At 57.6% G+C, this 25,141-nt stretch carries 17 protein-coding genes; 6 read left to right on the top strand and 11 right to left on the bottom strand.

The window, feature by feature from the left end:
• Positions 1–31 precede the first annotated feature (31 nt).
• The 3 genes from E0L35_RS15845 to ptsP are packed head-to-tail and all read right to left on the bottom strand — an operon-like array spanning position 32 to position 5,621.
• Complete coding sequence (locus tag E0L35_RS15845) at positions 32–1,771, bottom strand: PTS fructose-like transporter subunit IIB (protein WP_138800832.1); 1,740 nt, start codon at positions 1,769–1,771, stop codon at positions 32–34.
• On the bottom strand, positions 1,768–2,751 hold the full coding sequence (pfkB, locus tag E0L35_RS15840; protein ID WP_138800831.1) for a 1-phosphofructokinase: 984 nt from the start codon (positions 2,749–2,751) through the stop codon (positions 1,768–1,770). The genes E0L35_RS15845 and pfkB overlap by 4 nt, the downstream gene beginning before the upstream one ends.
• Positions 2,751–5,621: a phosphoenolpyruvate--protein phosphotransferase gene (gene ptsP, locus E0L35_RS15835; RefSeq protein ID WP_138800830.1), complete on the bottom strand. Its 2,871-nt coding sequence runs from the start codon at positions 5,619–5,621 to the stop codon at positions 2,751–2,753. Before ptsP ends, pfkB begins: the two co-directional genes overlap by 1 nt.
• Before the next feature lie 300 nt (positions 5,622–5,921).
• Here ptsP and cra point away from each other — a divergent pair, with 300 nt between their 5' ends.
• The gene (gene cra / locus E0L35_RS15830; RefSeq protein WP_138800829.1) at positions 5,922–6,899 is read left to right on the top strand and encodes a catabolite repressor/activator; all 978 of its coding nucleotides are present in this window, start codon (positions 5,922–5,924) and stop codon (positions 6,897–6,899) included.
• On the opposite strand, the gene E0L35_RS15825 is transcribed toward cra, so the two are convergent.
• On the bottom strand, positions 6,896–7,372 hold the full coding sequence (locus E0L35_RS15825) for a methylglyoxal synthase (RefSeq protein WP_138800828.1): 477 nt from the start codon (positions 7,370–7,372) through the stop codon (positions 6,896–6,898). The two genes, cra and E0L35_RS15825, sit on opposite strands and share 4 nt — an antisense overlap.
• A 104-nt stretch (positions 7,373–7,476) precedes the next feature.
• Complete coding sequence (pyk, locus tag E0L35_RS15820) at positions 7,477–8,979, bottom strand: pyruvate kinase (RefSeq protein WP_138800827.1); 1,503 nt, start codon at positions 8,977–8,979, stop codon at positions 7,477–7,479.
• A gap of 211 nt (positions 8,980–9,190) precedes the next feature.
• Here pyk and gap point away from each other — a divergent pair, with 211 nt between their 5' ends.
• Complete coding sequence (gap, locus tag E0L35_RS15815) at positions 9,191–10,195, top strand: type I glyceraldehyde-3-phosphate dehydrogenase (protein WP_138800826.1); 1,005 nt, start codon at positions 9,191–9,193, stop codon at positions 10,193–10,195.
• Between the two features lie 14 nt (positions 10,196–10,209).
• On the opposite strand, the gene E0L35_RS15810 is transcribed toward gap, so the two are convergent.
• The 6 genes from E0L35_RS15810 to E0L35_RS15785 all read right to left on the bottom strand — a co-directional run bounded on the left by E0L35_RS15810 (position 10,210) and on the right by E0L35_RS15785 (position 17,356).
• Positions 10,210–11,259: a LacI family DNA-binding transcriptional regulator gene (locus tag E0L35_RS15810; protein ID WP_009287088.1), complete on the bottom strand. Its 1,050-nt coding sequence runs from the start codon at positions 11,257–11,259 to the stop codon at positions 10,210–10,212.
• 165 nt (positions 11,260–11,424) lie between these two features.
• Positions 11,425–12,531 (bottom strand): sn-glycerol-3-phosphate ABC transporter ATP-binding protein UgpC, encoded by a 1,107-nt coding sequence (ugpC, locus tag E0L35_RS15805; RefSeq protein WP_138800825.1) that lies wholly within the window; start codon positions 12,529–12,531, stop codon positions 11,425–11,427.
• A gap of 62 nt (positions 12,532–12,593) precedes the next feature.
• Complete coding sequence (locus tag E0L35_RS15800; protein WP_138800852.1) at positions 12,594–14,213, bottom strand: alpha-glucosidase family protein; 1,620 nt, start codon at positions 14,211–14,213, stop codon at positions 12,594–12,596.
• A 30-nt stretch (positions 14,214–14,243) separates the two neighbouring features.
• Positions 14,244–15,086 (bottom strand): carbohydrate ABC transporter permease, encoded by an 843-nt coding sequence (locus E0L35_RS15795; protein WP_138800824.1) that lies wholly within the window; start codon positions 15,084–15,086, stop codon positions 14,244–14,246.
• On the bottom strand, positions 15,086–16,069 hold the full coding sequence (locus E0L35_RS15790; RefSeq protein WP_138800823.1) for a sugar ABC transporter permease: 984 nt from the start codon (positions 16,067–16,069) through the stop codon (positions 15,086–15,088). Before E0L35_RS15790 ends, E0L35_RS15795 begins: the two co-directional genes overlap by 1 nt.
• A gap of 15 nt (positions 16,070–16,084) precedes the next feature.
• Positions 16,085–17,356 (bottom strand): ABC transporter substrate-binding protein, encoded by a 1,272-nt coding sequence (locus E0L35_RS15785; protein ID WP_138800822.1) that lies wholly within the window; start codon positions 17,354–17,356, stop codon positions 16,085–16,087.
• 459 nt (positions 17,357–17,815) lie between these two features.
• On the opposite strand from E0L35_RS15785, the gene E0L35_RS15780 reads away from it, so the two are divergent.
• From E0L35_RS15780 to ugpC (E0L35_RS15765), 4 genes are all read left to right on the top strand, one after another.
• Positions 17,816–19,324: a carbohydrate porin gene (locus E0L35_RS15780; RefSeq protein ID WP_022523020.1), complete on the top strand. Its 1,509-nt coding sequence runs from the start codon at positions 17,816–17,818 to the stop codon at positions 19,322–19,324.
• Positions 19,325–19,463: 139 nt separating this feature from the next.
• Positions 19,464–22,169, top strand: a complete 2,706-nt coding sequence (gene malT, locus E0L35_RS15775) for an HTH-type transcriptional regulator MalT (protein WP_138800821.1) — start codon at positions 19,464–19,466, stop codon at positions 22,167–22,169.
• Between the two features lie 145 nt (positions 22,170–22,314).
• Positions 22,315–24,009, top strand: coding sequence for an alpha-glucosidase (locus E0L35_RS15770; protein WP_138800820.1), 1,695 nt, complete (start codon positions 22,315–22,317; stop codon positions 24,007–24,009).
• Positions 23,997–25,112, top strand: coding sequence for a sn-glycerol-3-phosphate ABC transporter ATP-binding protein UgpC (gene ugpC / locus E0L35_RS15765; RefSeq protein ID WP_133732633.1), 1,116 nt, complete (start codon positions 23,997–23,999; stop codon positions 25,110–25,112). The genes E0L35_RS15770 and ugpC (E0L35_RS15765) overlap by 13 nt, the downstream gene beginning before the upstream one ends.
• Positions 25,113–25,141: the final 29 nt, after the last annotated feature.

The raw sequence follows: 25,141 nt of genomic DNA, 5'->3' as shown, positions 1-25,141 counted from the left end.
TTCGCCTGCCCTCATTTTTTGGTAACAGCGGTTAGGTGGCGAGTGCTACCTGGGCCGCATCACGTTTGATAAACGCATAGCTTAAACCCGTCACCAACGAGCCAGCCACAATAGCGCCAAGGTAGAGCAGTACCGGGGTAATGGCGTTGGGAATCAGCAGTACGAAGATACCACCGTGAGGAGCCATGAGTTGCGCGCCTACCAGCATCGAGAGGGCGCCTGTGAGTGCGCCGCCCACCATGCAAGCGGGGATAACGCGTAGCGGGTCTTTCGCCGCAAAGGGAATCGCGCCTTCGCTGATAAAACAGAGACCCAGTACAAAAGAGGCTTTGCCCGCTTCCCGCTCCGGTGCCGAGAACTTGTTGCGCGCTACAAAGCTGGCAATCCCCATACCAATGGCAGGTACCATCCCAGCCGCCATAATCGCCGCCATGGGGCCGTAAGTTTCCGAGGCGAGCAGGCCCACACCAAAGGTATACGCGGCTTTATTAACCGGGCCGCCCAGGTCGAAGCACATCATCGCGCCCAGCAGAATGCCCAGCAGCACCGCATTGGTGGAGCCCATGGATTCCAGGAAGCTGGTTAGGGCACTAAGCAGCGCCGCGACCGGTTCGCCAATCACGTAAATCATGGTTAGGCCGGTGACCAAACTGGCGACTAGCGGAATGATCAGAATCGGCTTTAGGGATTCAATGCTGGAGGGCAGTTTGACGTGGCGAGTAACCGTCAGCGCCACGTAGCCCGCCAGAAAACCGGCCAAAATGCCGCCGATAAAGCCGGAACCGATATTAGCCGCCAGCATGCCGCCAATCATACCCGGTGCGATGCCGGGGCGGTCGGCAATGGAGTAGGCAATGTAGCCAGCCAGTACGGGAATCATCAGGGCAAAGGCGGTGCCGCCACCGATCTGCATCAGCGCGGCGGCCAGGGTGCCTTCCTGCTCAAAGGCTTCAATGCCAAACACAAAGGAGAGCGCAATCAGCAGGCCGCCCGCCACAACCATCGGCAGCATAAAGGAAACGCCGGTGAGCAGGTGCTTGTAAACGCCTTTCTCTTTGACGCTCTTATTGGCTGTGCCCGCATTGCTGCTGCCGTTCTCTATGGCGGCCTCGCTGAGCGCAGCTTCAAGGGTGGGGCGTGGTTTTTTCAGCGCGTTGCCGGTAGAGGTGCGGTAGATGCGTTTACCAGCAAACCGCGATGGATCAACGTCGATATCGCAGGCCAATACGACTACGTCGGCGTCGGCGATCTCTTCTTCGGTCAATTTATCTTGTGCGCCCACCGAGCCTTGGGTTTCCACGCGAATGGCGTGGCCCATGGCTTTGCCCGCCTCTGCGAGTGCTTCGGCGGCCATAAAGGTATGCGCCACGCCGGTGGGGCAGGCAGTGACAGCAACGATTTTCTTGCCACCCGCGCTGTTTGCAGCGGTAGATGTGCTAATAGTAGAGGGGGCAGGTGCGCTATAAATCGGCGCTTCACGCTTAGCCTGGGCTAGAAAAGCGCTGGGGTCGGGGAGTGCGCTGGCAATCGGTGCTTGGAATAGCCGCTTGCCTTCAAAGCGCTCTGGGGCAGGCACGTGATCGGCGGCGACCACGATCAAATCGGCATTGGCGATCTGCTCGGCAGTAGCGGCCTGGAGCGGCGCGACTTCGCCGTGCATTTCCACATGCGCCGACCAGCCTTGGCGCTGGGCGGCTTGTTCCAGGCGCTTAGCCGCGAGGAAGGTGGTCGCCATGCCGCTGGGGCAGGCGGTAATCAGAATAATATTCATAGCGTGGCTCCCTCGGTGATGGTGTCGTCAAGACGCCGTATCCGGGTGTGTTGTTGGAGTGAATCGAAATCGGCAGCGTGGGGGTTGCCCACGCCAACATGGCGCACGGCCTCGGCCGAGAGCGCGGTGGCAAAGCGCAGCGTCTGTTCAGCGTCTTGCTGGCCGTTCTGATGAGTCAGCAGGCCGTGGAGCATGCCCGCGACAAAGGTATCGCCAGCGCAAACGGTATTCGTCGCGGTAACCTTAGGAGGTGTGGCGTGCCAGGCACCTTGAGCGTTAACCCACAACACCCCTTCGGCACCCGCTGAAATCAGCGCATGGGCGATGCCGCTTTTATGCAGCCGTTTAGCCGCATTCAAGCGAGCATCGGATGAGGTCATATCTTCGCTCGCCCACTCTGCCAGTTCGTTTTCATTAGGCTTAACACCGGCGGGGTGAGTCGCTATGGCCGCATTGAGTGCCGGGCCACTGGTATCTACCCAGAGCGGTACGCCGCTGGCGTTTAAGTGGTTTAACAGCGCGCTGAAATCGTCCAGTGACAGCCCCGGGGGGAGGCTGCCTGCCACAACGACCGCCTGGGGTGGCGTCGCGCTGGAAAGCTCAGTATTTAGCGTGTCGATCAGCACTTGCAGATGCGTGGCGTCAATGGGCATGCCGGGGCCGTTAATATCGGTAACGCGACCGCTCTGTTCAGCAATTTTGGCATTGATACGAGTTTCCCCCGGCACACGCACAAAAGCGTCGGTCAGGGAGTACTGGGTAAATGCCAATTGAAAGGGAGCGTCGTTATCGGCACCTAAAAAGCCGCTGACGGTGACGTCGTGGCCAAGGCCTGCCAATACGCGGGCAACGTTAACGCCTTTGCCTGCCGCTTCTAACTGCGCGCTGGTGGGACGGTTGACGCTGCCTAGCACCAAGGCGTCAAGAGTAAACGCCAAATCCAGTGCCGGGTTCAGGGTAATGCATAGCACGCGGGCCATTAGCGCGCCTCCAGTGCATCGCGCACTTCATCGCTAGTCGCCTGATTCAGCGCTAACTGAGCGCTGGCTTGGGCATCAGCGAAGTCAAACTCGCGCAGGCGGGCTTTGACCAGCGGGATCTGCCGCGCGCTGACGGAGAGCTCGTCCACGCCAAGGCCTACCAGTACCGGAATGGCCACGGCGTCTGAAGCCAATTCGCCGCACACGCCGACCCATTTGCCTTGGGTATGGGCAGCCGCCACGGTCATTTGAATCAAACGCAGCACAGCAGGGTGCAAACCATCGGCTTGGGCAGAGAGTTCCGGGTGGCCGCGGTCGATAGCCAGGGTGTACTGAGTCAAGTCGTTGGTGCCTACCGAGAAGAAATCGACTTCGGCGGCAAGACTGGGTGCCAGCAGCGCGCTAGAGGGTATTTCAATCATCACCCCCAACTGCACATCGGTGGCGCGCTGGGAAGTAGGGATCTCTTTGAGTAGGCGATCGTAGATGGCTTTTACAGCGCGGAACTCAGCGATATCTTTGACCATCGGCAGCATAATCCGCAGGGGACTATCCTTGCCTGCCATCAATAACGCGCGCAATTGGGTCTCGAGCACATCGGGCTGTGTCAGCGCTAAGCGAATACCGCGCAGACCCAGGAAGGGGTTGTCTTCTTGGGGTACCGGCCAGTAGGGCAGTGGCTTATCACCGCCGACATCTAATGTGCGCGCTACCAGCGGGCGGCCATCCAGGGCATCAATTGCCTGACGGTACTCGCTAATCTGAGTGGCTAAGTCTGGTGCGCTGGCGTGGGCCATAAACAGGAATTCAGTACGCAGCAGGCCAACGGCCTCAGCACCGCGCTCCACTGCATCAGCGGCGTGGGCAGTGTTGCCCAGGTTGGCGGCGACTTCGACACGGTGCCCATCGCGAGTTTGGGCGATCTCGAAGCGGCTTTCCCAGGCATCGGCTTCGCGCTGCTGGAGGTCTAGTAACTGCTGCTCGGCACGCTGTAGGCGCTCTTCGGAAGGTTGCGACGTCACTCGGCCACGCTCGCCATCCAGAATCATCATACTGGCGTTGTTAAGCGCCATCACCGCTTGACCCGCGCCCACCACGGCGGGAATGCCCAGTGCACGGGCCAGAATAGCGCTGTGCGCCGTGGCGCCACCGCGAACGGTAAGCAGGCCGCGGACACGGGAAGTATCCAGCCGGGCCACATCGGAAGGGCCGATATCGTCCATCACCAGAATATAAGGGTGATCCGGCGGTTCGGGGAGCGTCACATCGCAGAGTACGCCCAACACCCGACGACCTACGTCGCGCAGGTCGGCAGCGCGTTCGGCCAGCAGGCGGTCAGCGAGCATCTCCTGGGCGTGGGCCGCGGTTTCAATCGCTTCCCACCAGCCCGCTTCCGCTGAGCGCCCTTCACGAATGGCATCCGTCGCCGCGTGATGGAGCTCCGGGTCGTCGAGCATCTCTTCGTGCATTGAAAGAATATCGGCGACTTCGCCACCGGGGGCGTTATGCACCAATGTCTGCAGCTGGGCGGCGCCCTCTTTCAGCGCGCTATTTAAACGGCTGATTTCGTGTTCAGCGTCGCTTGCGTGCTCGGCGTACTCGAACTGCATCGGGCGAATGACAAATACTGGTGCAATGGCCAAGCCCGGCGAGGCGGCCACGCCGGTGTGGGGCGTATCGGCAGCGAGGGGCTCAACGGCCGGTGTAGCGGTGCTCGTTTCCTGCGTGCTATCAAAGCCGCCGTCAAAGGGCGTTACTTTTTCTCCCAGGCCCGATTCAACAGCCTCGGCGACGGCCTCTAGCGCCGCGCTTGCCTGCTCACCCTCGGCTGACAGCACCAGCCACTGGCCGCGGCGTGCGCCCAGGCCAATCACTTTGGTTAGACTGGCGGCGGAAACCGGGGTGGCGCTGCCTTCTTCCAAACGTGCCTGAATCGGCATGGCCTGGGCGCGCGCTATCTGTACCAACTGTTTGGCGGGGCGAGCGTGCAACCCATGGGGGTTGAGCACCCGTACCCGACGGGTTTGGGTATTTGCGGTTTCGCCCGCCAGGGTGGCTAACAGCTGATCGCTGGTTTTGCCCACCAGGCTTTGGCTTTCGCTGTTTTCCAACACCGCCATCAGTTGCTCTAGCAGGGGGCGGTGGGCATCGCCATGGGCGGCCAGGCAGAACAACGCATGCACCGGATGACCAGCACTTTCCAGGGTTTGTTCAGCAGGTGTGGCCACCCCAAGCGCGGGCTGATTAACGCCCTGGGCGCTGCTAGCCAGCCACAGTCCTTTACCTAACCAGGTCGGCTGTGCCGCGGCGACGGCGGAAATAAAGCTGTTATCGACACAGCCGCTTTGGCGTAAGCGGGCGGCTGCAGCCAGAGCGAGTTCTTGTGGGTCGCGTGCCGGAAAGTTGACGCATAGGGTGTCGGCATCCAGGCGCGGTTCTAATGCTGGTTTCGAAAGCAGCCGCGCTACATCTGCCGCGGAGGTGGCGTTTGCCAGTTGCTCGGAAACGCCTTCGCGATCCAGCACATGGGTGAGCTGGCGCAGAATATCCAGGTGCTCATCATTCTGGGCGGCAATCGTTACCAGTACGTGCACCTGCTGGCCGTCGTGCCACTCGATCCCTTGTGGAAACTGCAACACGCGCACGCCTGTCTGCTTCACATACTGACGGCTTTCCGGTGTACCGTGGGGTATTGCGATGGCGTTTCCTAGAAACGTTGATGATTGTGCCTCGCGGGCGTGTAGGCCGTCGCGGTACTCGGCCTCAACCAATCCGGCCTCAACCAGCGCCTCAGCGGCACTGTCCAGCGCGGTTTGCCAGCTGTCGGCGTGGCGGCCTAGCAAGATGTCATCGGGGCCGAGTGTCAACATAGTATTCTCCTGTAAACGCGCACTGTCGGCATTTTAATGGGGCAGCGTCGACGCAGCGTCGTGTACATAAAGTGATCGTCGTTAAATGATCATGGTAATGGCGTTGATGCCAATGAGATGAACCGTGCCGTTTCAGTCGGTTTATCCTTGCCATTAAATCTGGGTATGGTGCTATTAAATCTGCACATAGTGCTATGCTGAATCGATTCACTGAATGACACAAGGTTTGAGCTTTTAGACTTTGGTCTGGTAGGCGCTAACTTGCTGATAAACTGCCCGGTCACACCAGGGGGAAACCGCATGACACTTGCCGATATTGCCCGGCTAGCCGGCGTCTCGCGCACAACTGCTAGCTACGTCATTAATGGTCAGGCCGAGCAGCGCCGCATTAGCTCAGCGACAATTGAAAAAGTGATGGCGGTGGTGCGGCAACACCGCTATCACATTGACCCTCAGGCGGCTGCGCTGCGCCGGGGCGCAAGCCGCTTGCTGGGGCTTATCGTGCCGGATTTGGAGAATATTAGTTATGCTCGCCTAGCCAAACGCCTGGAGCGGGGTGCACGGGAGCAGGGCTATCAGCTGTTGATCGTAAGCTCAGATGACTGTGCAGAGAGTGAACGGACACTCGCGTTGGCGCTGCGTGCGCAACGCTGTGAGGTGTTGATAACCGCCAGTTGCTTGCCCAGCGACGATACTTTTTATGCCGACCTGGTAGACGAGGGATGGTGCGTGGTGGGGATGGACCGTGGCCTCAACCCGACGCGCTTTGCCAGTGTCGTGAGTAACGATCAGGAGGCGGCTAAGACGTTGACCCGTTCGGTGATCGGCGCGGCGACCAAGCGTATTGCCTGGTTGGAAGCGATGCCGGATCTGTCGGTTAGCTGCGAGCGGCGGGCGGGTTTTCAGACGGCCCTTGAAGGCAGCATGATTGAACCGCTTTATCTTACCGGGTCGCACTATGAACGTAGCGAAGGGGCGCGTTTAGCGATTCAATTGCTGGATGAACAGGGCGGTGCCGACGCACTGGTGACAGCGTCCTATACGCTGATGGAAGGGGTGTTTGATGTGTTCTTGGAGCGCGGCGGTCTGCCGGAGAATATGCGCCTGGCCACCTTTGGTGATCACCGGCTGCTGGATTTCCTTCCTCAGCCAGTGAACTCGGCGCTACAGGATTATGACCGTATTGCCGAGTTAACATTGCGCTGTGCCCTAGCCGCCATGAACGGCCACTATGAGAGCGGGCTGCAGGTGGTGGCGCGTCATCTGCACCGGCGTTAAACCGTGCGCGCCTGGGCCCAAGCTGCTGCATCTGGTATCGACATATCGTAACTCTCGCTCAAGTAGGGCGAGGAGAGCAGGAAGTCGGCGCTCGCCGCATTGCAGGCAACGGGTACATTCCACAGCGCCGCTAAACGCAGCAACGCTTTGACATCCGGGTCGTGGGGCTGGGGTGAGAAGGGATCCCAAAAGAAGATCAGTACATCCAGCCGCTGCTCCGCAATCCGTGCGCCAATCTGCTGGTCACCGCCCAGAGGGCCGCTCATTAGACCCTCGACTTCTAACCCTAACGCGGTTTTAAGCCGCTTAGACGTTGTTCCCGTGCCAATCAATTCGTGCTGGCTCAGCGTATCCTTCCAGCGAGTTGCCCACTCAAGCATTTCGCTCTTCTTGCCATCGTGGGCAATTAGCGCAATACGCTTGCGCGGTTGCAGCGTACGGATAGCTTGGCGGGGCGGTTGCGCGTCACTCATTTCGTCACTTCCCTCATGGTTCTATTGCCTTTCGGTCTTATGGCCGAGTGGCTTTTCTTTTTAAAGGTCGCAAAAGCTAAAAGCTCGCTACAGAGGTTAGACCGTTACTCACTATCAAAGGCAAGGATTTTCATCGTATTAGTGCCCCCATGGGCATTCATATGGTCGCCGCGAGTGAGAATGACATGCTCGCCAGGGTGGATAAATCCCTGTGCCTGCAAGCATTTCAATGCTTCTTGGTTAAGGTTGGCCGGATCCATCTCGGTGGTGTCGAAAGGAATTGAAACCACGCCACGATAGAGCGCCATACGCCGCTGGGCGATAGGGCTGTGAGCCAACCCTACGATAGGCAGGCCGGAACGAATGCGCGATGCAATCAGCGGTGTATAGCCTGTGGAGGTCATGCAAGCGATGGCGCTGACGCCGGATAAGTGATTCGCAGCATACATCGCCGATAGCGCGATGGTTTCATCGATGCGCTCAAAGCCCTCATGAATACGGTGGCCTGACTCCTGAGCGAGACGCTCACGCTCGGCACCCAGACAAACACGGTTCATCGCTTCGATGGTTTCCACCGGGTAGTCACCTGCGGCGGTTTCCGCAGAGAGCATCACTGCATCGGTGGCGTCGAGCACCGCATTGGCCACGTCGAAGACCTCGGCGCGGGTGGGCAGCGGCGACTCGATCATCGATTCCATCATTTGGGTGGCGGTAATGACGGCGCGGTTGAGTGTGCGTGCGTGCTTGATAATGCGCTTCTGAGTACCAATCAGCGCGGCGTCGCCAATCTCAACGCCCAGGTCGCCCCTGGCCACCATGACCGCCTCAGAGGCTTCAATGATGCCATCCAGCGTAGCATCGTCGGCAACCGCTTCGGCGCGTTCAAGCTTAGCCACCAGGCCAATTTCTTTACCGGCTTCGCCAAGCAGCTCGCGGGCTTCTTGCATATCTGCGGCGCTGCGCGGGAAGGAGACGGCTAAGTAGTCAACACCAATCTCAATAGCGGTTTTTAGATTGGCCTTATCTTTCTCAGTAAGGGCGGGCGCTGAGAGTCCGCCTCCCTGTTTGTTAATGCCCTTATTGTTGGAGAGCTTGCCACCCACGTGAACGCGGGTATGCACTTCTTGTCCAATTACACGAGTGACATCGAGTACCAAACGGCCATCGTCGAGCAGTAGACGGTCGCCCTCAACGACATCATCGGCCAGTGTTTGATAGTCGCAGCCGACGCGTTCTGCAGTGCCGCTATTGGCGTCCAGCGCCATGTCCAAGACAAATGCCTGGCCGACATCGAGGTTGACGGCGCCTTCGACAAAACGCGCAATACGAATTTTCGGCCCTTGCAGGTCGCCCAGCGCAGCAACGCTGCGGCCAAGGCGTTCGGCGATCTCGCGGACTTCGCTTAAGCGACGGCGGTGGTCGTCTGCCGAGCCGTGGGAGAAGTTAAGCCGCACCACATCCACACCGGCTTTTAGCATCGCTTCCAGCACGCCGGGGCGATCACTGGCGGGGCCGAGTGTGGCAACAATTTTGGTGCGCCTTAAAGGCGTATGGGAATGAGGGTTGGTAGACGCCGGTGCTGCTGTATTCGAGGTTGCATTCGTCATGGGCGCTCTCCTTGAGTAAGGGGATTGTGGGCAATTTAGTATTGGACTACGATAGCGTTTATATAGTAATTTTACTACATATTGGATATTTACTAGCCTTTTGGGGCGGTTGAAACGCTGTTTATCGGCCTCATGACGCTTAAATACGTATTTTTAGTAATTTTTTTACTAAAGGTGTAGATTGTTACTATTGGTCAATTGAGGAGCTATCATGACAATAAGAGTTGCGATTAACGGATTTGGCCGTATTGGCCGCAATGTACTGCGCGCCCTTTACGAAAACAGCTACCGTGACCGCGTACAGGTCGTCGCCATTAACGATCTCGGCGACCCCTCGCTAAATTCCCACCTGCTGCGTCACGATACCGTGCATGGCCACTTCCCCTTTAAGGTAGAACACGACGCCGAGAGCATCACGGTGGATGGTGATCGTATCGCCATCTCCTCAGAGCGCGATCCAGCGGAGTTGCCGTGGGCATCGATGAATATCGATTTGGTGATGGAGTGCACCGGGTTGTTTACCAAGCGCGAGGCGGCGGCCAAGCATATCGAAGCGGGTGCCAAGCGCGTGCTGATTTCCGCACCCAGCCCCGACGCTGATGCGACGATTGTGTATGGCGTTAATGACCAAGTGTTGACCGCTGAGCACACGGTTGTCTCTAATGCTTCCTGCACCACCAACTGCCTAGCGCCGGTCGCGAAAGCGTTGAACGATGCAGTCGGTATCGAAAACGGTTTGATGACCACGGTGCACGCTTACACCAATGATCAGAACCTCTCGGATGTTTACCACTCTGACCCCTACCGGGCGCGCAGTGCAACGCACTCCATGATCCCGACCAAAACCGGTGCTGCCGCAGCGGTGGGCTTGGTGCTACCAGAGCTGGCGGGTAAATTTGATGGCCTAGCCGTTCGCGTACCGGTGATCAACGTCTCGCTGGTGGATCTGACCTTTAGTGCCAGTCGCGATACCACTAAAGAAGAGATTAATGCCATCGTTGAGAAGGCCGCGGCTAACTCTCCGGTATTGGCCGTCAACGCTGAACCGCTGGTCTCTATTGATTTCAATCATGATGCCAACTCATCGACCTTCGATGCTAATCACACCCGCGTGAATGGCCGTCTGGTTAAAATCATGGCGTGGTACGACAACGAGTGGGGCTTCTCCAACCGTATGCTGGATACTGCGCTTGCCATGCAGGCGACTGCTAAGTAATACCCTCCTAAGGGCTAAGGGCAGGTGTCGCCCAGCAGCAGCTCAGTTTGCAGCAACTGCTGGGCGAGGGGGATGCGGCCAAGAATCATCTGCGCTGCGACTCGCCCTTTGCCCACGCTATCCTGGCGCACCGTGGTTAAACGCGGTGCGCGGTACTGTCCTTCAGCAATGCCATCGAACCCGGTAATGCGTAACTCTTCCGGCACCCGTATACCGCGCTGCTCGGCTAGCGTTAGCGCCGTGAGTGCAATACGGTCAGACATGCACAGCAGCAGGTCTGGCCGTTGTTCTAGTGGCTGGTCGAGAATCTCGGCAATCACCGGCGAGCACACCTCAAAGGTATTCTCCTCGATATTCCAGAGCGGCACTTGCGCCACATCCACACCTTGCTCACTCAGCGCGTTATGAAAGCCCTCAAGGCGGGCACGGCTAATGGTACTGGTGTTGGGCAGCAGCGTGTGCTCGGCCGTCACGCGGCCGTTGCAGACCTCTTTGGTTAAGCGCAGGTTGATAATCGCCGGGCGTTTGGGCAACTGGTTAAGCGCATGCTGGGCGATTTTATAGCTAGCAGCTGTATCATCGATATGCACCGTCGGGCAGCCTTCAATATCAAAATCGACGGCCACCAGGGTGCGTTGGGCGGGCAGTTCATCGAGCAGCTTATTGTTGGGCATTAATCCATAAACGATAAAGCCATCGGCGATATTGGCGGAGCCCGGCGGCTGTGAGGCATGGCCGCGACCCGGCAATAACAGCAGCGTGTGGCCGTGGGCATCAAGAACTTCGGCAACCCCTGATAAAAACTCGCTGGCCACGGCGTCGTTCAAACTGTAGGTCAGGCTTTCCGCAAGAATCACCGCAATAATCCGCGAGCGGCCGGTGCGCAGGCTGCGCGCTTTGGCGTCAGGGCCGCTGTACCCCAGCCTTTTCGCCTCTTTGAGTATGCGTTCGCGCAGGGCTGGAGAAAGCTGATCCGGCCGGTTAAAGGCATTGGAAATTGTGGCAGTGGAGACGTTGAGTTCCTGCGCAAGATCCTTGAGTGTCATACGGCGCTGATCAGTCACGGTACTTCCTTATACAGGCTTTTTTAATAATTGAAGATTAGCTATTCAAAGGATGTGCATAATAAAATCGACCCGCTGTGTGCTGCCACTCCCCATGATAAGCGAAGGGAAGGTTAGGCACACACAGAGGGTCGTTAAAGCGGGTATCTTGGTTGACTCTTGTGCTTAAGCCGCTGCTTGTTGAGTGGATAACGTCAGTGCTGCACCGCTCTCATCAAACAGGTGTACTTTTTCCCAATCCGCTGCCAGTGATACCTGCTGACCCTCCTGCCACTGACTGGGTGCTTCGCTGCGATGGATCAACAGCGTGTCGCCCTGTTTGGGCTCAAGGTAGACGTAAACTTCGTTACCTAAATACTCGACATTGACGATATCGAAGCAGTTGTCATCAGTGGGTGCCGCTAAGCATAGGTGCTCTGGGCGAATGCCGAGGGTCAATGCTTCGCCGCTTTGCCGCTGCTGGACATTCTGGGGCAGGGCGAGCTCGCCAACTCCTACGGCTCGCACACGACAGCCGTTGGCGTCACCAGCGAGTAACTCTGCGGGCATGAAGTTCATGGTGGGCGAGCCGATAAACCCGGCAACGAATTTCGTCGCCGGGCGCTGGTACAACTCGTGGGGGCTGCCTACCTGCTCAACGTGTCCGCCATTGAGCACCACAATTTTGTCGGCCAGGGTCATGGCCTCCACCTGGTCGTGGGTCACGTAAATCATGGTGGAACCAAGGCGGTTATGCAGCCGTGCGATCTCGTTACGCATTTGTACCCGCAGCGAGGCATCCAGGTTGGAGAGCGGCTCGTCAAAAAGCAGAATACGCGGTTCACGCGCCATGGCTCGGCCCATGGCCACCCGCTGGCGTTGGCCCCCGGAAAGGGCTTTTGGCTTACGGTGCAGAAGCTCTTCAAGCTGCAAAATCTTTGCCGTGCTCATGACCCGTTCGTGCACGGTCTCTTTGGCGGTCTTGGCCAGTTTCAGGCCAAACGCCATATTGTCGTAAACGGTCATATGCGGGTAGAGCGCATAGGATTGAAACACCATGCCCACACCGCGTTCCCGCGGTGGCAAGTCATTGACCACGGTGTCATCCATGCTCAGGTCGCCATCGCTAATCGATTCCAAACCGGCGATCAGGCGCAAAAGGGTCGACTTGCCGCAGCCGGAGGGGCCAACGAAAACCACAAATTCGCCGTCGCCAATATGTAGGTCCACATCGTTAATAATGTGATCGCTGCCAAACACTTTGTTGATCTTGCTAAGCGTAACACTTGCCATAGGTAACTCCTTGCCGACCTCAATGCTTATGTCTTCTGGGTCGGCCTGTTGTTGTTTAGAGCTTATGAGACGACGCGCATAAAGGCCGCTTGATACCCCGGTAGCGTCAGGCTGTCACCGTCGCGCTGGGGGGTAAAGCCGTGGCCCTGCAAATCGCTGTCTATCGCTAGCGGCAGGTTAACCGTCTGCGTGTCAGCGGTGAGGTTGAAAACGCACAACAGCCTTTCATTCGCTTTTTGGCGGGTAAAACCGAGCAGCGTTTCACCCACATCGACCAGCGTTAAGTCGCCATCGAACAGCGCCGGGTGCTGGCGACGGAAGGCCAGCATGTTGCGCAGCGCATTCAAGGTGGAGTTGGCATCATCCTGTTGGCGGCTGACCGCCATATCCCGATGGCTGGCCGCTATGGGGAGCCAGGGTTCAACGCTGGAAAAACCGCCATGTTCGCTACCGTTCCAGGGCATTGGCGTGCGGCAACCGTCGCGACCTTTGAATTCCGGCCAGAGCACTTTGCCGTAGGGGTCTTGGATGCGCTCAAAGGGCACGTCGGCTTCTGGCAGGCCGAGCTCTTCGCCTTGGTACAGGCAGACGCTACCGCGCAGCGAGCAGAGCATGGCCAGCGCCACTTTAGGGTAGGCGGTGGGGTCTTCGCCAGCACCCCAGCGGGTGGCACTGCGTACGACGTCATGATTGGAGGTTGCCCAGCAGGGCCAGGCGTCGCCCGCCAGACGCTGAAAGCGCTCCAGCACTTCATGAATATAGCGCGCAGAGTGGGGCGTGTTGAGCAAGTCGAAGGTGTAGGCCATATGCAGCTTGTCGCCACCGGCGGTGTACTCGGCCATGCGCTCCAGCGGGTTATCGTCGCCAATTTCGCCCACGGTCGTGGTGCCGGGGTATTCGTTCATCAGCGCCCGCAGATCTTTCAAGAAGTCGAGATTCTCCGGACGGCTAAGGTCATAAACATGGCGCTGCCAAGTGTAGGGATTGCTATCCGGTGCGCCCAGGGTTTTAGCTTCGCCTTTGGGAACCGGCGGATTGTCGCGCAGCTCGGCGTCGTGGAAGTAGAAATTGACGGTATCCAAGCGGAAACCGTCTACGCCCAGATCCAGCCAGAAACGCATATTATCCAACTGCGCCTGACGTGCCTCCGGGTTATGGAAGTTAACGTCCGGCTGGCTGGTCAGGAAGTTATGCATATAGTACTGCTGGCGGCGGGAATCAAACGTCCACGCCGGGCCGCCGAAAATCGATAGCCAGTTGTTGGGTGGCGTGCCGTCCGGTTTGGGGTCGGCCCATACAAACCAGTCGGCTTTAGGATTGTTGCGGTTTTGGCGACTCTCCTGAAACCAGGCGTGTTGATCCGAGGTGTGGCTAATCACCTGGTCGATCATCACCTTCAGGCCCAGCGAGTGGGCTTTTGCCAGCAGCGCTTTAAAGTCTTCCAGGGTGCCGAACATGGGGTCGACGTCGCAATAATCGCTAATATCGTAGCCAAAATCGAGCATCGGCGAGGTGAAAAATGGCGATAACCAAATGCCGTCCACATTGAGGGAGGCAACGTAATCGAGTTTTTCGGTAATACCGTTAAGATCGCCAATACCGTCACCGCGGCTATCCATAAAGCTGCGCGGGTAGATCTGGTAGATAACCCCGCCGCGCCACCAGAGTGTGTTGTCTTGCATCGTAGAGTCCAACGTTGACATAAAAATTCCTTATCCTTTAACGGCGCCTGCGGTAAGGCCTGACACAATGCGGCGCTGGAAGATAATCACTAATACGACCAGTGGCACCGTGACCACCACAGAAGCGGCCATAATCGGTCCCCAGGGCAGTTCGTAGGCACTGCCGCCTGACAGCAGCGCAATAGCGACGGGCACCGTGCGCTGGGCGTCGGTCAGCGTGAAGGTGAGGGCAAACAGAAACTCGTTCCACGCGGCGATAAATGCCAACAGGCCGGTGGTCGCCATGGCGGGCCACATCAGCGGCAGAAATACTTTCGTGATGGTTACCCAGGGCGTGGCGCCGTCCATGATGGCGGCCTCTTCCAGCTCCATGGGCAACTGCTTCATAAAGGTGGTCAATACCCATACGGTGAAGGGCAGGGTGAAGATGGTGTAGCTTAAAATCAGCCCGGCGGGGTTGTTGTAAAGGTTGAGCGCACGAATCACCTCAAACAGTCCCGAAAGCACCGCCACCTGAGGAAACATCGACACCCCAAGAATCACCAGCAGCACCGTGGAGCGGCCCCGAAAGCGCACGCGGCCCAGGGCGTAAGAGGCAGTAATGCCGAGTAGCAGGGCAATAAACACCACGCTAAACGCCACCACAATGGAGTTGAAAATAGCGCGCAGAAAGCTGGTTTGGCTAAAAATGCTGATGTAGTTATCGAAGTTCCAGTTCGAAGGCCAAAGCTCGACACGGAAAAGGTCGCTCGACGGTTTTAACGAGGTGACTACCGCGTAGTAGAACGGGAAAACGGCGTACACCATGATCAGCACAATCAGCGCCCAAAACCCGATGCGCTTGGCTATTTTGGCCAACTGACGAGTACTCATTAGTCACCTCCCAATTGGATTTGTTTACGCCCAACGTAGAGGTAAGCCACGGTAGCCAGGGCAATGATCAAGAACAGCAGAGTAGAAGCAGCACTGCCGTAACCGACATCCTGAAACTCGACCAGCTGTTGGCGGGCATAGACCGACATCGACATGGTGCTGGTGGAGTTGGAGGTGAGTACGTAAATAACATCGAAGACACGCAGCGCATCCAGCAGGCGGAAGATCACTGCGACCATTAACGCCGGGGTAATCAGCGGTAGGGTGACCTTGAAGAACACCCGCAGCGGGTGAATACCGTCTACCTCGGCGGCCTCGTAGCAATCCTTGGGCAGCATCTGCAGAGCCGCAAGCACCAGCAGCGCCACGAAGGGAATGGTTTTCCACACATCGACCATAATCACCGCCCACATGGAGTAGGCGGCGTTCGCCGTCCAGGCGATGGGGGCATCAATAATGCCCACGCTCATCAGCAGGTGATTGATGATGCCGAACTGGTCGTTGAGCATCCATGCCCACATTTGCGCAGAAACGATGGTGGGGATTGCCCAGGGAATCAGCACCGCAGCGCGCACAATCACGCGCCCCTTAAACTCGGCGTTCAAAATCAGCGCCACAATCACCCCGAATACTACTTCCAGGGATACCGACACCACCGAGAAGTAGACGGTGTTCCATACCGACTGCCACCACACCGAGTCGGCCAGTACCCCATACCAGCGGCCATCGTCATAGACGAGGTAGTTCTCGAAGCCAATCAGATTGGCAGCGCCTAAATCTGACAGTGATGCATCGGTGAAGCTGAGAAAAAAGGTGCGCACCAGTGGCCAGCCAGCGACCAGGGTTAACGCAATCAGCATGGGGGCTAAAAAGAGCCAGGCGGCTTTAACCCGCTGACGGCGAACCTTAGTGCCTCGGCGTGGCTTGGTAGTGAAAGAACGCGCCCCGGCGGGCGCGTCATCATGCTTGATGGAGGTCGACATGGAAAGGCTCCAGGGTTACCAGTTGCGACGCTTCAGGCGAGCCAATTCGTCTTCAAGATCAGCGACCGCTTGAGTGCCATCTTTAGTGCCGGAAAGCACGTCATGGGAGGTGCTGAAGAAGGCGTTACTCACCCGGCCATAAGCATCACCGGTGGGGGCAGAGGGGCGAGCGACCGCATTGACGAAGGTGTCGTAAAGGGTGCCAAAGAAGGGCACGGCTTCAAGCACTTCGTCATCCTGGTAGAGGGCGTCGATAGTGGGGTTGTAAGAGGCCTGTATGGCGCGACGCTTCTGTTCCTCTTCACCGGTCAGGAAGGCGACCAGGTCGGCGGCCAGCTCGGGGTGTTCGCTGTAGCGCGATACCGCCAGGTTCCAGCCGCCCAGGCCAGCGGCACTTTGGCCGTTTTCGCCACCTGCGGGCAGTTGGGTAACACCTACTTTGCCGCGAACGTCACTGTCTTCGCTTTGGGCCAGTGCCCAGGCGTAGGGCCAATTGCGCATAAACACGGCACCGCCGCTTTGGAAGACGCCGCGCGCTTCCTCTTCGGTGTAATTGAGCACACCGTTAGGCGAAATATCACCAATCCACGATGCGGCTAGGTCGAGTGCTTCTGCGGCGTGTTCGTTGTTAATGCTAATTTCGCCATCGGCTTCCACCACTGTGCCGCCGCCAAAGCTGGCTACCCACTCAAGGGCGTTAACGGTCAAACCTTCATAGGAGCGCCCCTGGAAGACATAGCCCTGCATACCGTCTTGGCCCTCAGCGCGCTCGGCGTCTTTGATCTCGCGGGCAATTTCGGTGAGTTCTTGCCAGGTTTTTGGCACGTCATGACCATACTTTTCCAGCAAGTCTTCGCGGTAGTAGAGCACGCCCGCATCGGTGAACCACGGCATGGCGACTAAACGGTCATCGATGGTGTTGTTGGTGACAATGGTGTCAAAGTGCCCGGCAGCGGCGTCATCGCCAAGCACTTCTTTGAGGTCGAGTAGGTGATTGGCGAGTAGGCCAGGCCACACCACGTCAATCTGCATCACATCGATATCGCTGGAGTTAGCCGAAAGGATCTGCTGGTAGAGCGAAAGGCGCTCGGTGGAGGAGTTGGGCGTTGAAACCACATCGACGCTATGGCCGGTTTTCTCTTCCCAGTCGCGTACGCCTTCCTGGCACAGCGTCAGCTCTGCGCCGACTGCGCCACAGGAAATGGTGAGTTCTTCAGCCTGAGCTTGGCTTGTTGCACTAAGCGTGCTGGCTACTGCGATGGCGGTAGTGATTAAAGTCTTTTTCATAACGGCGTACCTCGACGTTTATTGTTGTGGATGGTGTGTGTGGCTTCTAAATTAGCGTTAATTCACAAACTCAACGTTTGTTCAATTGCTCTCTTAATCTTTATCTTAATCGATTAAGATTGTGATGCTCAGTTAGCCGCTTTGATCGAGGAAGTTCAATAGCGACTTTTGTCTAACGACATTATTCAGTTTTCACTAAATAAAATCGTTCCTTAGACATTAGTCGCTAATTAGCAACTAGCCGTTGGTAAAAAGAGACTTAATCGATTAAGTTTTGGCTACCTTTCCTTAAGCGCCGTGGCGTTTAGCAGCAAAGCCACTGCCCCCTGGGTGAACCGTGCAAGGGAAGTGTTATCGATTCGATCTTAATCGATTTAGGCAAAAGCGCTTACAGGCAGACGCTTAAAAACAGGCGCTAATAAACAACCGCTTGCCAATAACAATAGGGTACTCAAAACAATGCATAAAATGACATTTAAAACGCCGTTAGCCATTGCGATTGCCACCGCCAGCTTGGGAATGAGCGGTGTTGCTTCGGCACAAATGACCATGGAACAACGCTTTGCCGAGCTTGAAGCCCGCATTGAAGCCGCGGAACAGCGCGCTGATGCCGCCGAGCGCCGTGCCGAGATTGCCGAGCAATCACAGTCGACTGCCGTGGCGACAGAGAGCGACGCGGAGATCGAAGAGCGTCTGGCCCGGGTGGAGCGTTACGCCGATGGCGAAGAGGGGTTCTCGTTTAACGTTTATGCGCGTTCAGGCTTGTTGATTGGCGAAGATGGTAAAAGCGAAAATGCTGGCCCTTACCTGACACCCGCGGGTGGAGAGGGCGGCGCCGTTGGCCGTTTAGGTAATGAGCCGGACACCTACGCTGAAGCGATTTTCAACTACCGTATGCAGTTCGATAACGGCGCCAAAGCGCTTTATCGCACCATGATTGCAGACGGCACGACCTCCAGCAATGACTGGACTGGCGGCGAGTCCGATCTCAACGTGCGCCAAGTGTTTGCTGAATTCAGCGACCTTCCCAGCTTTACCGGCGCATTTGAAAACGCCTCTATCTGGGCCGGTAAGCGCTTTGACCGCGATAACTTCGATATCCACTGGCTCGACAGTGATGTGATTTTCCTGGCCGGTACCGGTGGCGGTATCTACGACATGCAGTTGGCAGACAACTGGAAGTCTAACCTCTCGATTTATGGTCGTAGCTTTTCTGATTATCCGATCATTGACCGCGAGAACCCCGGCCTTGAAGGCGACACCGACAACCTGATCCTGACCTCCAACAACTACTTCGGCAACTGGCAGTGGATGATCAACGGTATGTCCGCTGCAGACAACGACGAGCGCGACATTGATGTCGGCCAAACCGCTGCCGATACCGGTTTCCACACCATGATTGCTTATCATGGCGACAGCTTCTTCGGTATGGGTGAGGGTAGTTTCAAAGCGGCCGTGTTGCATGGCCAGGGGTTAGGCGCCGAGACCAAAAGTCTTGGTTCACGGGGTGATCTCACCGACGACGCTACCGCTACACGTCTAGCGCTCTATGGCACCACTTATATTGCTCCGCAGTGGCGCGTTGCTCCCTCCATTTTGGCTGAAACCAGCGAAGATCGTTATGCCCAGGGCGATAAGTACAACTGGGCAGGACTCAACGTGCGTCTGGCCAACGAGTTAACCCAGAACTTCGAAATGCAGTACGAAGCTGGCTATCAGTGGATGGATCTGGATCCTCAGGGTTACAGCGGTCGTAACGCCGTTGATGGTGGTTTCAGTAAATTCACGATTGCCCCCACCTTCAAGCCTGAAGTCGGCGGCTTCTGGCAGCGTCCTGAGATTCGTCTGTTCACTACCTTCAGTGATTGGGATGATGACCTTAACAACTACGGCGCCAGCTCACTGGGCAACGAAGGCTTTACCGGTGGTCAGTGGACTTTCGGCGTTCAGACCGAGGTATGGTTCTAAATCGATGTAAGTTGGTTAGCGTTTAACTGTTTCTTCTCCAATGCACTTTGCCCGCGACATGTCGCGGGCTTTTTTATAGCTTTAAAAGAATTTGTGAATAGTATTTATGGAGGGATAGCAGGGTTGCTCAGGAGCGTTTATGTCACTACTGCAAGAGAAATTAAAAGCGCCGCCACTACCGCTTGGTGTAGTGGCCCGGCCGCGCCTTAATGACCGTTTCGGGTTAGATGAACGTGTCCGCTTACTGATGGTGCAGGCGCCTCCAGGCTATGGCAAAACCACGCTGCTGGCTGAGCGGCTGACCGCGCTGGAGCAAGAGGCCACTTGGCTAGGCTTGGATCAGCGCGACAACCAACCCGTGCGGTTTTTAGCCTACTGGCAGGCAGCGCTCGATGGACTGTTAATCGAGCACATACGGCTTTCACCCGTGGCAGACGATGGAGACTGCGTGGAGCAGTTAGAGCGCTGGCTTGGCGAATTGCCTGAGCAGCGCTCGCCGTGCCGTTTGGTAGTGGATAATTTTGAGCACCTTAGCCACCCGGATATCTTAGCTGGGATCGCCCACTGGCTGCGTCATCAGCCGCCTTGGCTAACGTTAACGCTGGCCAGCCGCTCAAGGCCAGCATTGGGTTTGGCAAGCCTGCGGCTAAGAGGTGAACTGGAAGAGATCGACCTTCACGCGTTGGCCTTTGACAGTGAAGAGGCGCAAACCCTGTGTGCCGAACAGTTGAGCTTTCCCCCCACGCGAGTCAGCCTGGAACGTGCACTGCGCAGAAGCGGTGGCTGGGTAATGGCGTTGAGCTGGCTGGTAGAGCGCACCACCACGCGGGCAGGGTTTGACGCCCTGGTTGACCGGTTAAGTGGTGCCCACCCAGACTTTGCCGCTTGGTTTGACGAACTGCTCTCCGCTGCACTGCCATTGGAAGAGCGAGAGCTAATGCTGCAACTGGGGGTGCTGGAGCGCTTTTCCCCCGAGCTTATGGCCCGACTACTGGAAGGGGAGCGCTTGACCCAGCGCCTGGAGGCCTTTGAACAAGCGGGGCTATTTATTGAACGCCCAGACCCGCATGCTCAGTGGTACCGCTTTCAACGACTGTTTGGCGAGTACCTCCGTCATCGCCGTCATGAGCTTAGTTTGGCCACCCAGCGAGTGCTGCACCAGCGCGCAAGCCAGGCGTGGTTAGCCTTGAACGATCCGGTGATGGCTCTGCGCCAGGCGATACTCGCCGAGGCCCCCGATGATGTGGCAAGCCTACTGACCGCCCATGGACCCGCCTTGCTGGCAAGCGGCGCCTATTCACTGTTGGCCAAGGGCTTCGCCCTGCTCGGTGAGCCGCGGCTCTCTACCTGTCCGGAACACACGCTGCTCTATGGCTGGGTCTCCCATGCTCAGTTTCAGTTTGATATTACCGCACGCGTAATTGGCTGGATTGAAGCACAGTTGCACGCGTCAGAGTGGCAGTTGCTCAGCGCTGAATTCGCTACGCTGCGCGCCCAGTTAGCGATTAACCAGGGCGATGCCGAGCGAGCCGCACCGCTGGCCGAGCAAGCGCTAGCCGTGCCCGCCCGCTATTTAGCTTCCACGCCGCTGACTGCCACTGCCATCTTAAGCGAGGCGCGCTTTGTGCTGGGCTATTTGGAAGAGTCGCTGCAGCGGGTGCGCGAGGTAGAGCGTCAGGCCCGCCAGCGTGGCGATCATCAACTGCTGCTCTGGTCGTTTTGCCATCAGTCGGAGACGCTGGTGGCTCAGGGGCGCCTACAGGCCGCCTACGATATTCAGGAGCGCGCCTTTGCCCACCTGGAGCGCGCGGAGCTTGAGCACCTGCCCGTGGCGGAGTTTCTCTACCGCATTCGCAGTCAGGTACTCTGGGAGTGGCACCGGCTGGATGAAGCCGAGCAGGCCGCGCTGAAAGGCATCGCCGTGCTGGATAACCAGGGGGAGCGCTGGACACTTCAGTGTCATATCCAACTGGCCAAAATCGCCCAAAGCCGTGGCGACCAAGCCCAGTGCGCTGACCATATTCGGCGGCTGCGCAAAATTCTCGCAGAAGGGGATTACCATATTGACTGGGTGGCGAATGCTCACGCTACCCTGTTGGCCTGGTGGCACTCCACCCAGGATCTTGATGCGGTAGAGCGCTGGCGCCAGGAAGCGCCGTCCCCCATTACTGAAGGGGCCACCAACCACTTTTCCCAGTGCAATGTGCGCAACCACGCTCGGGCGCTCACGCTGCTGGGGCGCTTTGATGAAGCCTGCATGCTATTAGAGGCCCTTGAAGTGCACACTCAGCGCTTGGGGCTGGTCACGGATGCCAACCGCAACCAGATCTGTCTCGCGGCAGCGGCGTGGTATGCAGGAAGAGAAGAGCATGCCTGCCAGCATATGCATCAAGCGCTGAGCTTGGCTTCCCGCACCGCCCTGGTGGGCAGCTTTCTGCGACTGGGCAAACCCCTTGGGGAGTTGCTCAATCGGTTGCTCGACAGCGGCACCTTGGATGCCTTAGAGCAGGCGAGGGCAGAGCGGTTGCTGTCGCTTGCGGGGCGCCAGAAGGATTTTGGCAGCGCCCGACGCTTAATGCTGGATGAAACGGTGATCGCTGATATTGTCGCCCGGCCAGATGTCCCCGAGCTGATCCGCACTTCGCCGCTCACTCGCCGGGAGTGGCAAATCCTGGGGCTGATTCATGCCGGGCTTTCCAATGAGCAGATCGCCGAGCAGCTGTCGGTGGCGCCTACCACCATCAAAACCCATATCCGCAGCCTCTATCAAAAGCAGAATATTCGACGCCGCGACGAAGCGATTGCCCTGGCGGGACAGTTGCTGGCGCATATTCAGGGGGAATAAGTCGACAGACGGGCTACTCCTAACGCCTACGCCCAGAGTCACCCTGGGGGGAGGATTTTATCTTGTGAGCAACCCTGCATCATGCCAAGTAACCAGCAAGAACTATGTCAAGAACTGTGACAAGAACTATGGCAAGGACAAAACAATGATGCAGACAACCTCTACTTCCCACTACGTTGGCAGCCAAGGGGCCGACTGGTGGCGCGGCGCTGTGATTTATCAAATCTACCCGCGCAGCTTTATGGACAGCAACGGCGACGGCATTGGCGACTTAAAAGGCGTGATCGACAAACTTGATTACATCGCCTCGCTTAACGTCGATGCGATTTGGTTGTCGCCGTTCTTTACCTCACCGATGAAAGACTTCGGCTACGACATCAGCAACTATCGCGATGTTGATCCGATGTTTGGCACCCTGGAGGAGTTCGACCGTTTAGTCGAGGGTGCCCATGCCAGAGGGCTAAAAGTCACCATCGATCAAGTTATGTCGCACACCGCCGACCAGCATGCCTGGTTCGAAGAGAGTCGCCAAAGTCGCGATAACCCCAAAGCCGACTGGTACGTGTGGGCCGACCCGAAACCCGATGGCGCGCCGCCCACTAACTGGCAATCTGTATTTGGTGGCAGCGCCTGGCAGTGGGACACCCGCCGCTGCCAGTACTATCTGCATAACTTCCTGGCTAGCCAGCCGGATTTAAATTTCCGCACGCCTGCGGTGGTCGATGCCATGCTGGAGGAAGTGCGCTTCTGGTTAGAGCGGGGCGTGGATGGCTTCCGGCTGGATGCGGTGAACTTCTGCACCCACGGCGAGCTAAAAGATAACCCGCCGCGCCAGGAGATGATCGAAAGTTTTCTAGGCGTTCGCCCCGACAACCCCTACGGCTACCAGCTCCACCAATACGATAAAACCCAGCCGGAGAACCTGGTGTTTCTGGAGCGGCTGCGCGCTCTGTTGGATGAGTATCCCGGCACCACTAGCGTGGGCGAGGTGGGCGACGACGACGCCTTGGGCGTGATGGCGGAGTACTCCCAGGGCGGCCAGCGGCTGCATATGTGCTACTCGTTTAACCTGCTTACCGACAAATCCGACCCAGGCTACTTGCACGAAACGCTAACCGAAATGGAAGCGCGTATTGGCGATGGCTGGCCCTGCTGGGCGCTAGGCAACCACGACGTGACGCGGCTGGCAACTCGCTGGCAGGCGGAAGGGCAGCTGGATAAGCTGCGCCTTTATATGGTGTTTCTACTCACCCAGCGCGGTAGCGTATGCCTTTATCAAGGTGAAGAGTTGGGGCTGCCCGAAGCTCAGCTGACGTTTGAACAGTTGGTTGACCCTGCGGGTATTACCTTCTGGCCTGCCTATAAAGGCCGAGACGGCTGCCGAACGCCGCACCCCTGGCAGGCCGATGCTCGTCACGCGGGCTTTAGTCGTGGCACACCCTGGCTGCCGGTACCTGACACTCATGCTACCCTCGCCGTTGATCAGCAAGATAACGATACTGATTCATTGCTCAATGCCTACCGCGATTTTTTAGCCTTCCGCCGTACTCAGCCTGCGTTGGTGAAGGGCGATGTGCGCTATCACGCTGTGCGTGACGATGTGCTCTGTCTTGAGCGCACCTACCAGCAAACGCGGTTACTAATTGCTCTGAATTTTAGCGGTCAAACGGTCACCCGTTCGGCACCTGAAGGCGCTGAAGCCATTGCCGGTGCCCCAGTGTGGCTAACCGGTGAGTGGCAGGGCAATCAGCTGTCGCTTCCGCAACTGTCCCTTCCGCCCTATGGCGTGGCCATTGCCCGCTGCTCCCAGCTTGAGGAGAACGCACCATGGGACGTCTAACACTAAGTGGTATCGGTAAATCTTTTGATGGCGTGGAAATCTCGCGGGATATCGATCTCACCATCGAAGACGGCGAGTTCGTGGTGTTTGTTGGCCCCTCCGGCTGCGGAAAATCCACGCTGCTGCGCATGATTGCCGGGCTTGAAGATATCAGCGAAGGGGATATGCAACTGGATGGCCAGCGGATCAACGAGATTCCGCCCCAGGAACGGGATATCGGCATGGTGTTCCAATCCTACGCCCTCTACCCGCACATGAGCGTGGCCGAGAACATGGCCTTTGGCCTGAAGCTGGCCCGCACCGACAAAGCGGAAATTCGCCGCCGCGTCCAGCACGCCGCCGAGATGCTACATCTTACCGAGCTATTGGAGCGTAAGCCTAAAGACCTCTCCGGCGGTCAGCGCCAGCGGGTAGCCATTGGCCGCACGCTGGTCAAAGAGCCTGCCGTGTTTCTGTTCGATGAGCCGCTCTCTAACCTGGACGCCGCGCTGCGGGTGGATATGCGGGTGCAGATCGCTGCGCTGCATAAGCGCTTGAACGCCACCATGATCTACGTGACTCACGACCAAGTGGAGGCGATGACGCTGGCTGACCGCATTGTGCTGCTTTCCCGGGGAAGAATCGCCCAGGTAGGCGCGCCTCTCTCGCTTTATCACTTTCCCAAAACCTTAGAGGTAGCGGAGTTTATCGGCTCGCCGCGCATCAATACCTTCCCGGTTACGGTAGTCGACCCAGGTGAGCGCCAAACGGTGGTGCGTTTGCCTAACGGGGAGACACTGACGGTGGCGGTCAATGGCAAGCACCTCCATTCCGGTGATGGCGCCACTTTGGGATTGCGGGCAGAAGATTTTGTATCGCCCGAACAGGCGGAGGCTCGGCTGACGGCGAGATTAATGGTGGCGGAAAAGCTGGGTTACGAAACCCTGGCGCATCTGCAGGTAGACGGCATCGACGCTACCTTAACCCAGCGTTTGGATGGCTTAACGCAACTAACCGAAGGCCAAACGATCGACTTGGGTTTAGCGGGCCAGCATTGCCATCTTTTTGACCTTAAGGGGAGTGCCTGCCCGCGGCAGGTGGTGGTAGATGGGGTAAGCCAATAATCGGCCATCTTATTTTTTTTCAATAAAAG

This window comes from Halomonas sp. ATBC28, assembly GCF_005937175.1.
GTDB lineage: Bacteria > Pseudomonadota > Gammaproteobacteria > Pseudomonadales > Halomonadaceae > Vreelandella > Vreelandella titanicae.
Note: the sequence above shows the minus strand (reverse complement) of the source record. Positions and strands in the feature narration are given on the sequence as shown.

What these genes read in the sequence shown, in the direction of transcription:
- E0L35_RS15845 (WP_138800832.1), bottom strand. Translation starts at nt 1,771, where the DNA reads ATGAATATTATTCTGATTACCGCCTGCCCCAGCGGCATGGCGACCACC.
- pfkB (WP_138800831.1), bottom strand. Translation starts at nt 2,751, where the DNA reads ATGGCCCGCGTGCTATGCATTACCCTGAACCCGGCACTGGATTTGGCG.
- ptsP (WP_138800830.1), bottom strand. Translation starts at nt 5,621, where the DNA reads ATGTTGACACTCGGCCCCGATGACATCTTGCTAGGCCGCCACGCCGAC.
- cra (WP_138800829.1), top strand. Translation starts at nt 5,922, where the DNA reads ATGACACTTGCCGATATTGCCCGGCTAGCCGGCGTCTCGCGCACAACT.
- E0L35_RS15825 (WP_138800828.1), bottom strand. Translation starts at nt 7,372, where the DNA reads ATGAGTGACGCGCAACCGCCCCGCCAAGCTATCCGTACGCTGCAACCG.
- pyk (WP_138800827.1), bottom strand. Translation starts at nt 8,979, where the DNA reads ATGACGAATGCAACCTCGAATACAGCAGCACCGGCGTCTACCAACCCT.
- gap (WP_138800826.1), top strand. Translation starts at nt 9,191, where the DNA reads ATGACAATAAGAGTTGCGATTAACGGATTTGGCCGTATTGGCCGCAAT.
- ugpC (WP_138800825.1), bottom strand. Translation starts at nt 12,531, where the DNA reads ATGGCAAGTGTTACGCTTAGCAAGATCAACAAAGTGTTTGGCAGCGAT.
- E0L35_RS15800 (WP_138800852.1), bottom strand. Translation starts at nt 14,213, where the DNA reads ATGCAAGACAACACACTCTGGTGGCGCGGCGGGGTTATCTACCAGATC.
- E0L35_RS15795 (WP_138800824.1), bottom strand. Translation starts at nt 15,086, where the DNA reads ATGAGTACTCGTCAGTTGGCCAAAATAGCCAAGCGCATCGGGTTTTGG.
- E0L35_RS15790 (WP_138800823.1), bottom strand. Translation starts at nt 16,069, where the DNA reads ATGTCGACCTCCATCAAGCATGATGACGCGCCCGCCGGGGCGCGTTCT.
- E0L35_RS15785 (WP_138800822.1), bottom strand. Translation starts at nt 17,356, where the DNA reads ATGAAAAAGACTTTAATCACTACCGCCATCGCAGTAGCCAGCACGCTT.
- E0L35_RS15780 (WP_022523020.1), top strand. Translation starts at nt 17,816, where the DNA reads ATGCATAAAATGACATTTAAAACGCCGTTAGCCATTGCGATTGCCACC.
- malT (WP_138800821.1), top strand. Translation starts at nt 19,464, where the DNA reads ATGTCACTACTGCAAGAGAAATTAAAAGCGCCGCCACTACCGCTTGGT.
- E0L35_RS15770 (WP_138800820.1), top strand. Translation starts at nt 22,315, where the DNA reads ATGATGCAGACAACCTCTACTTCCCACTACGTTGGCAGCCAAGGGGCC.
- ugpC (WP_133732633.1), top strand. Translation starts at nt 23,997, where the DNA reads ATGGGACGTCTAACACTAAGTGGTATCGGTAAATCTTTTGATGGCGTG.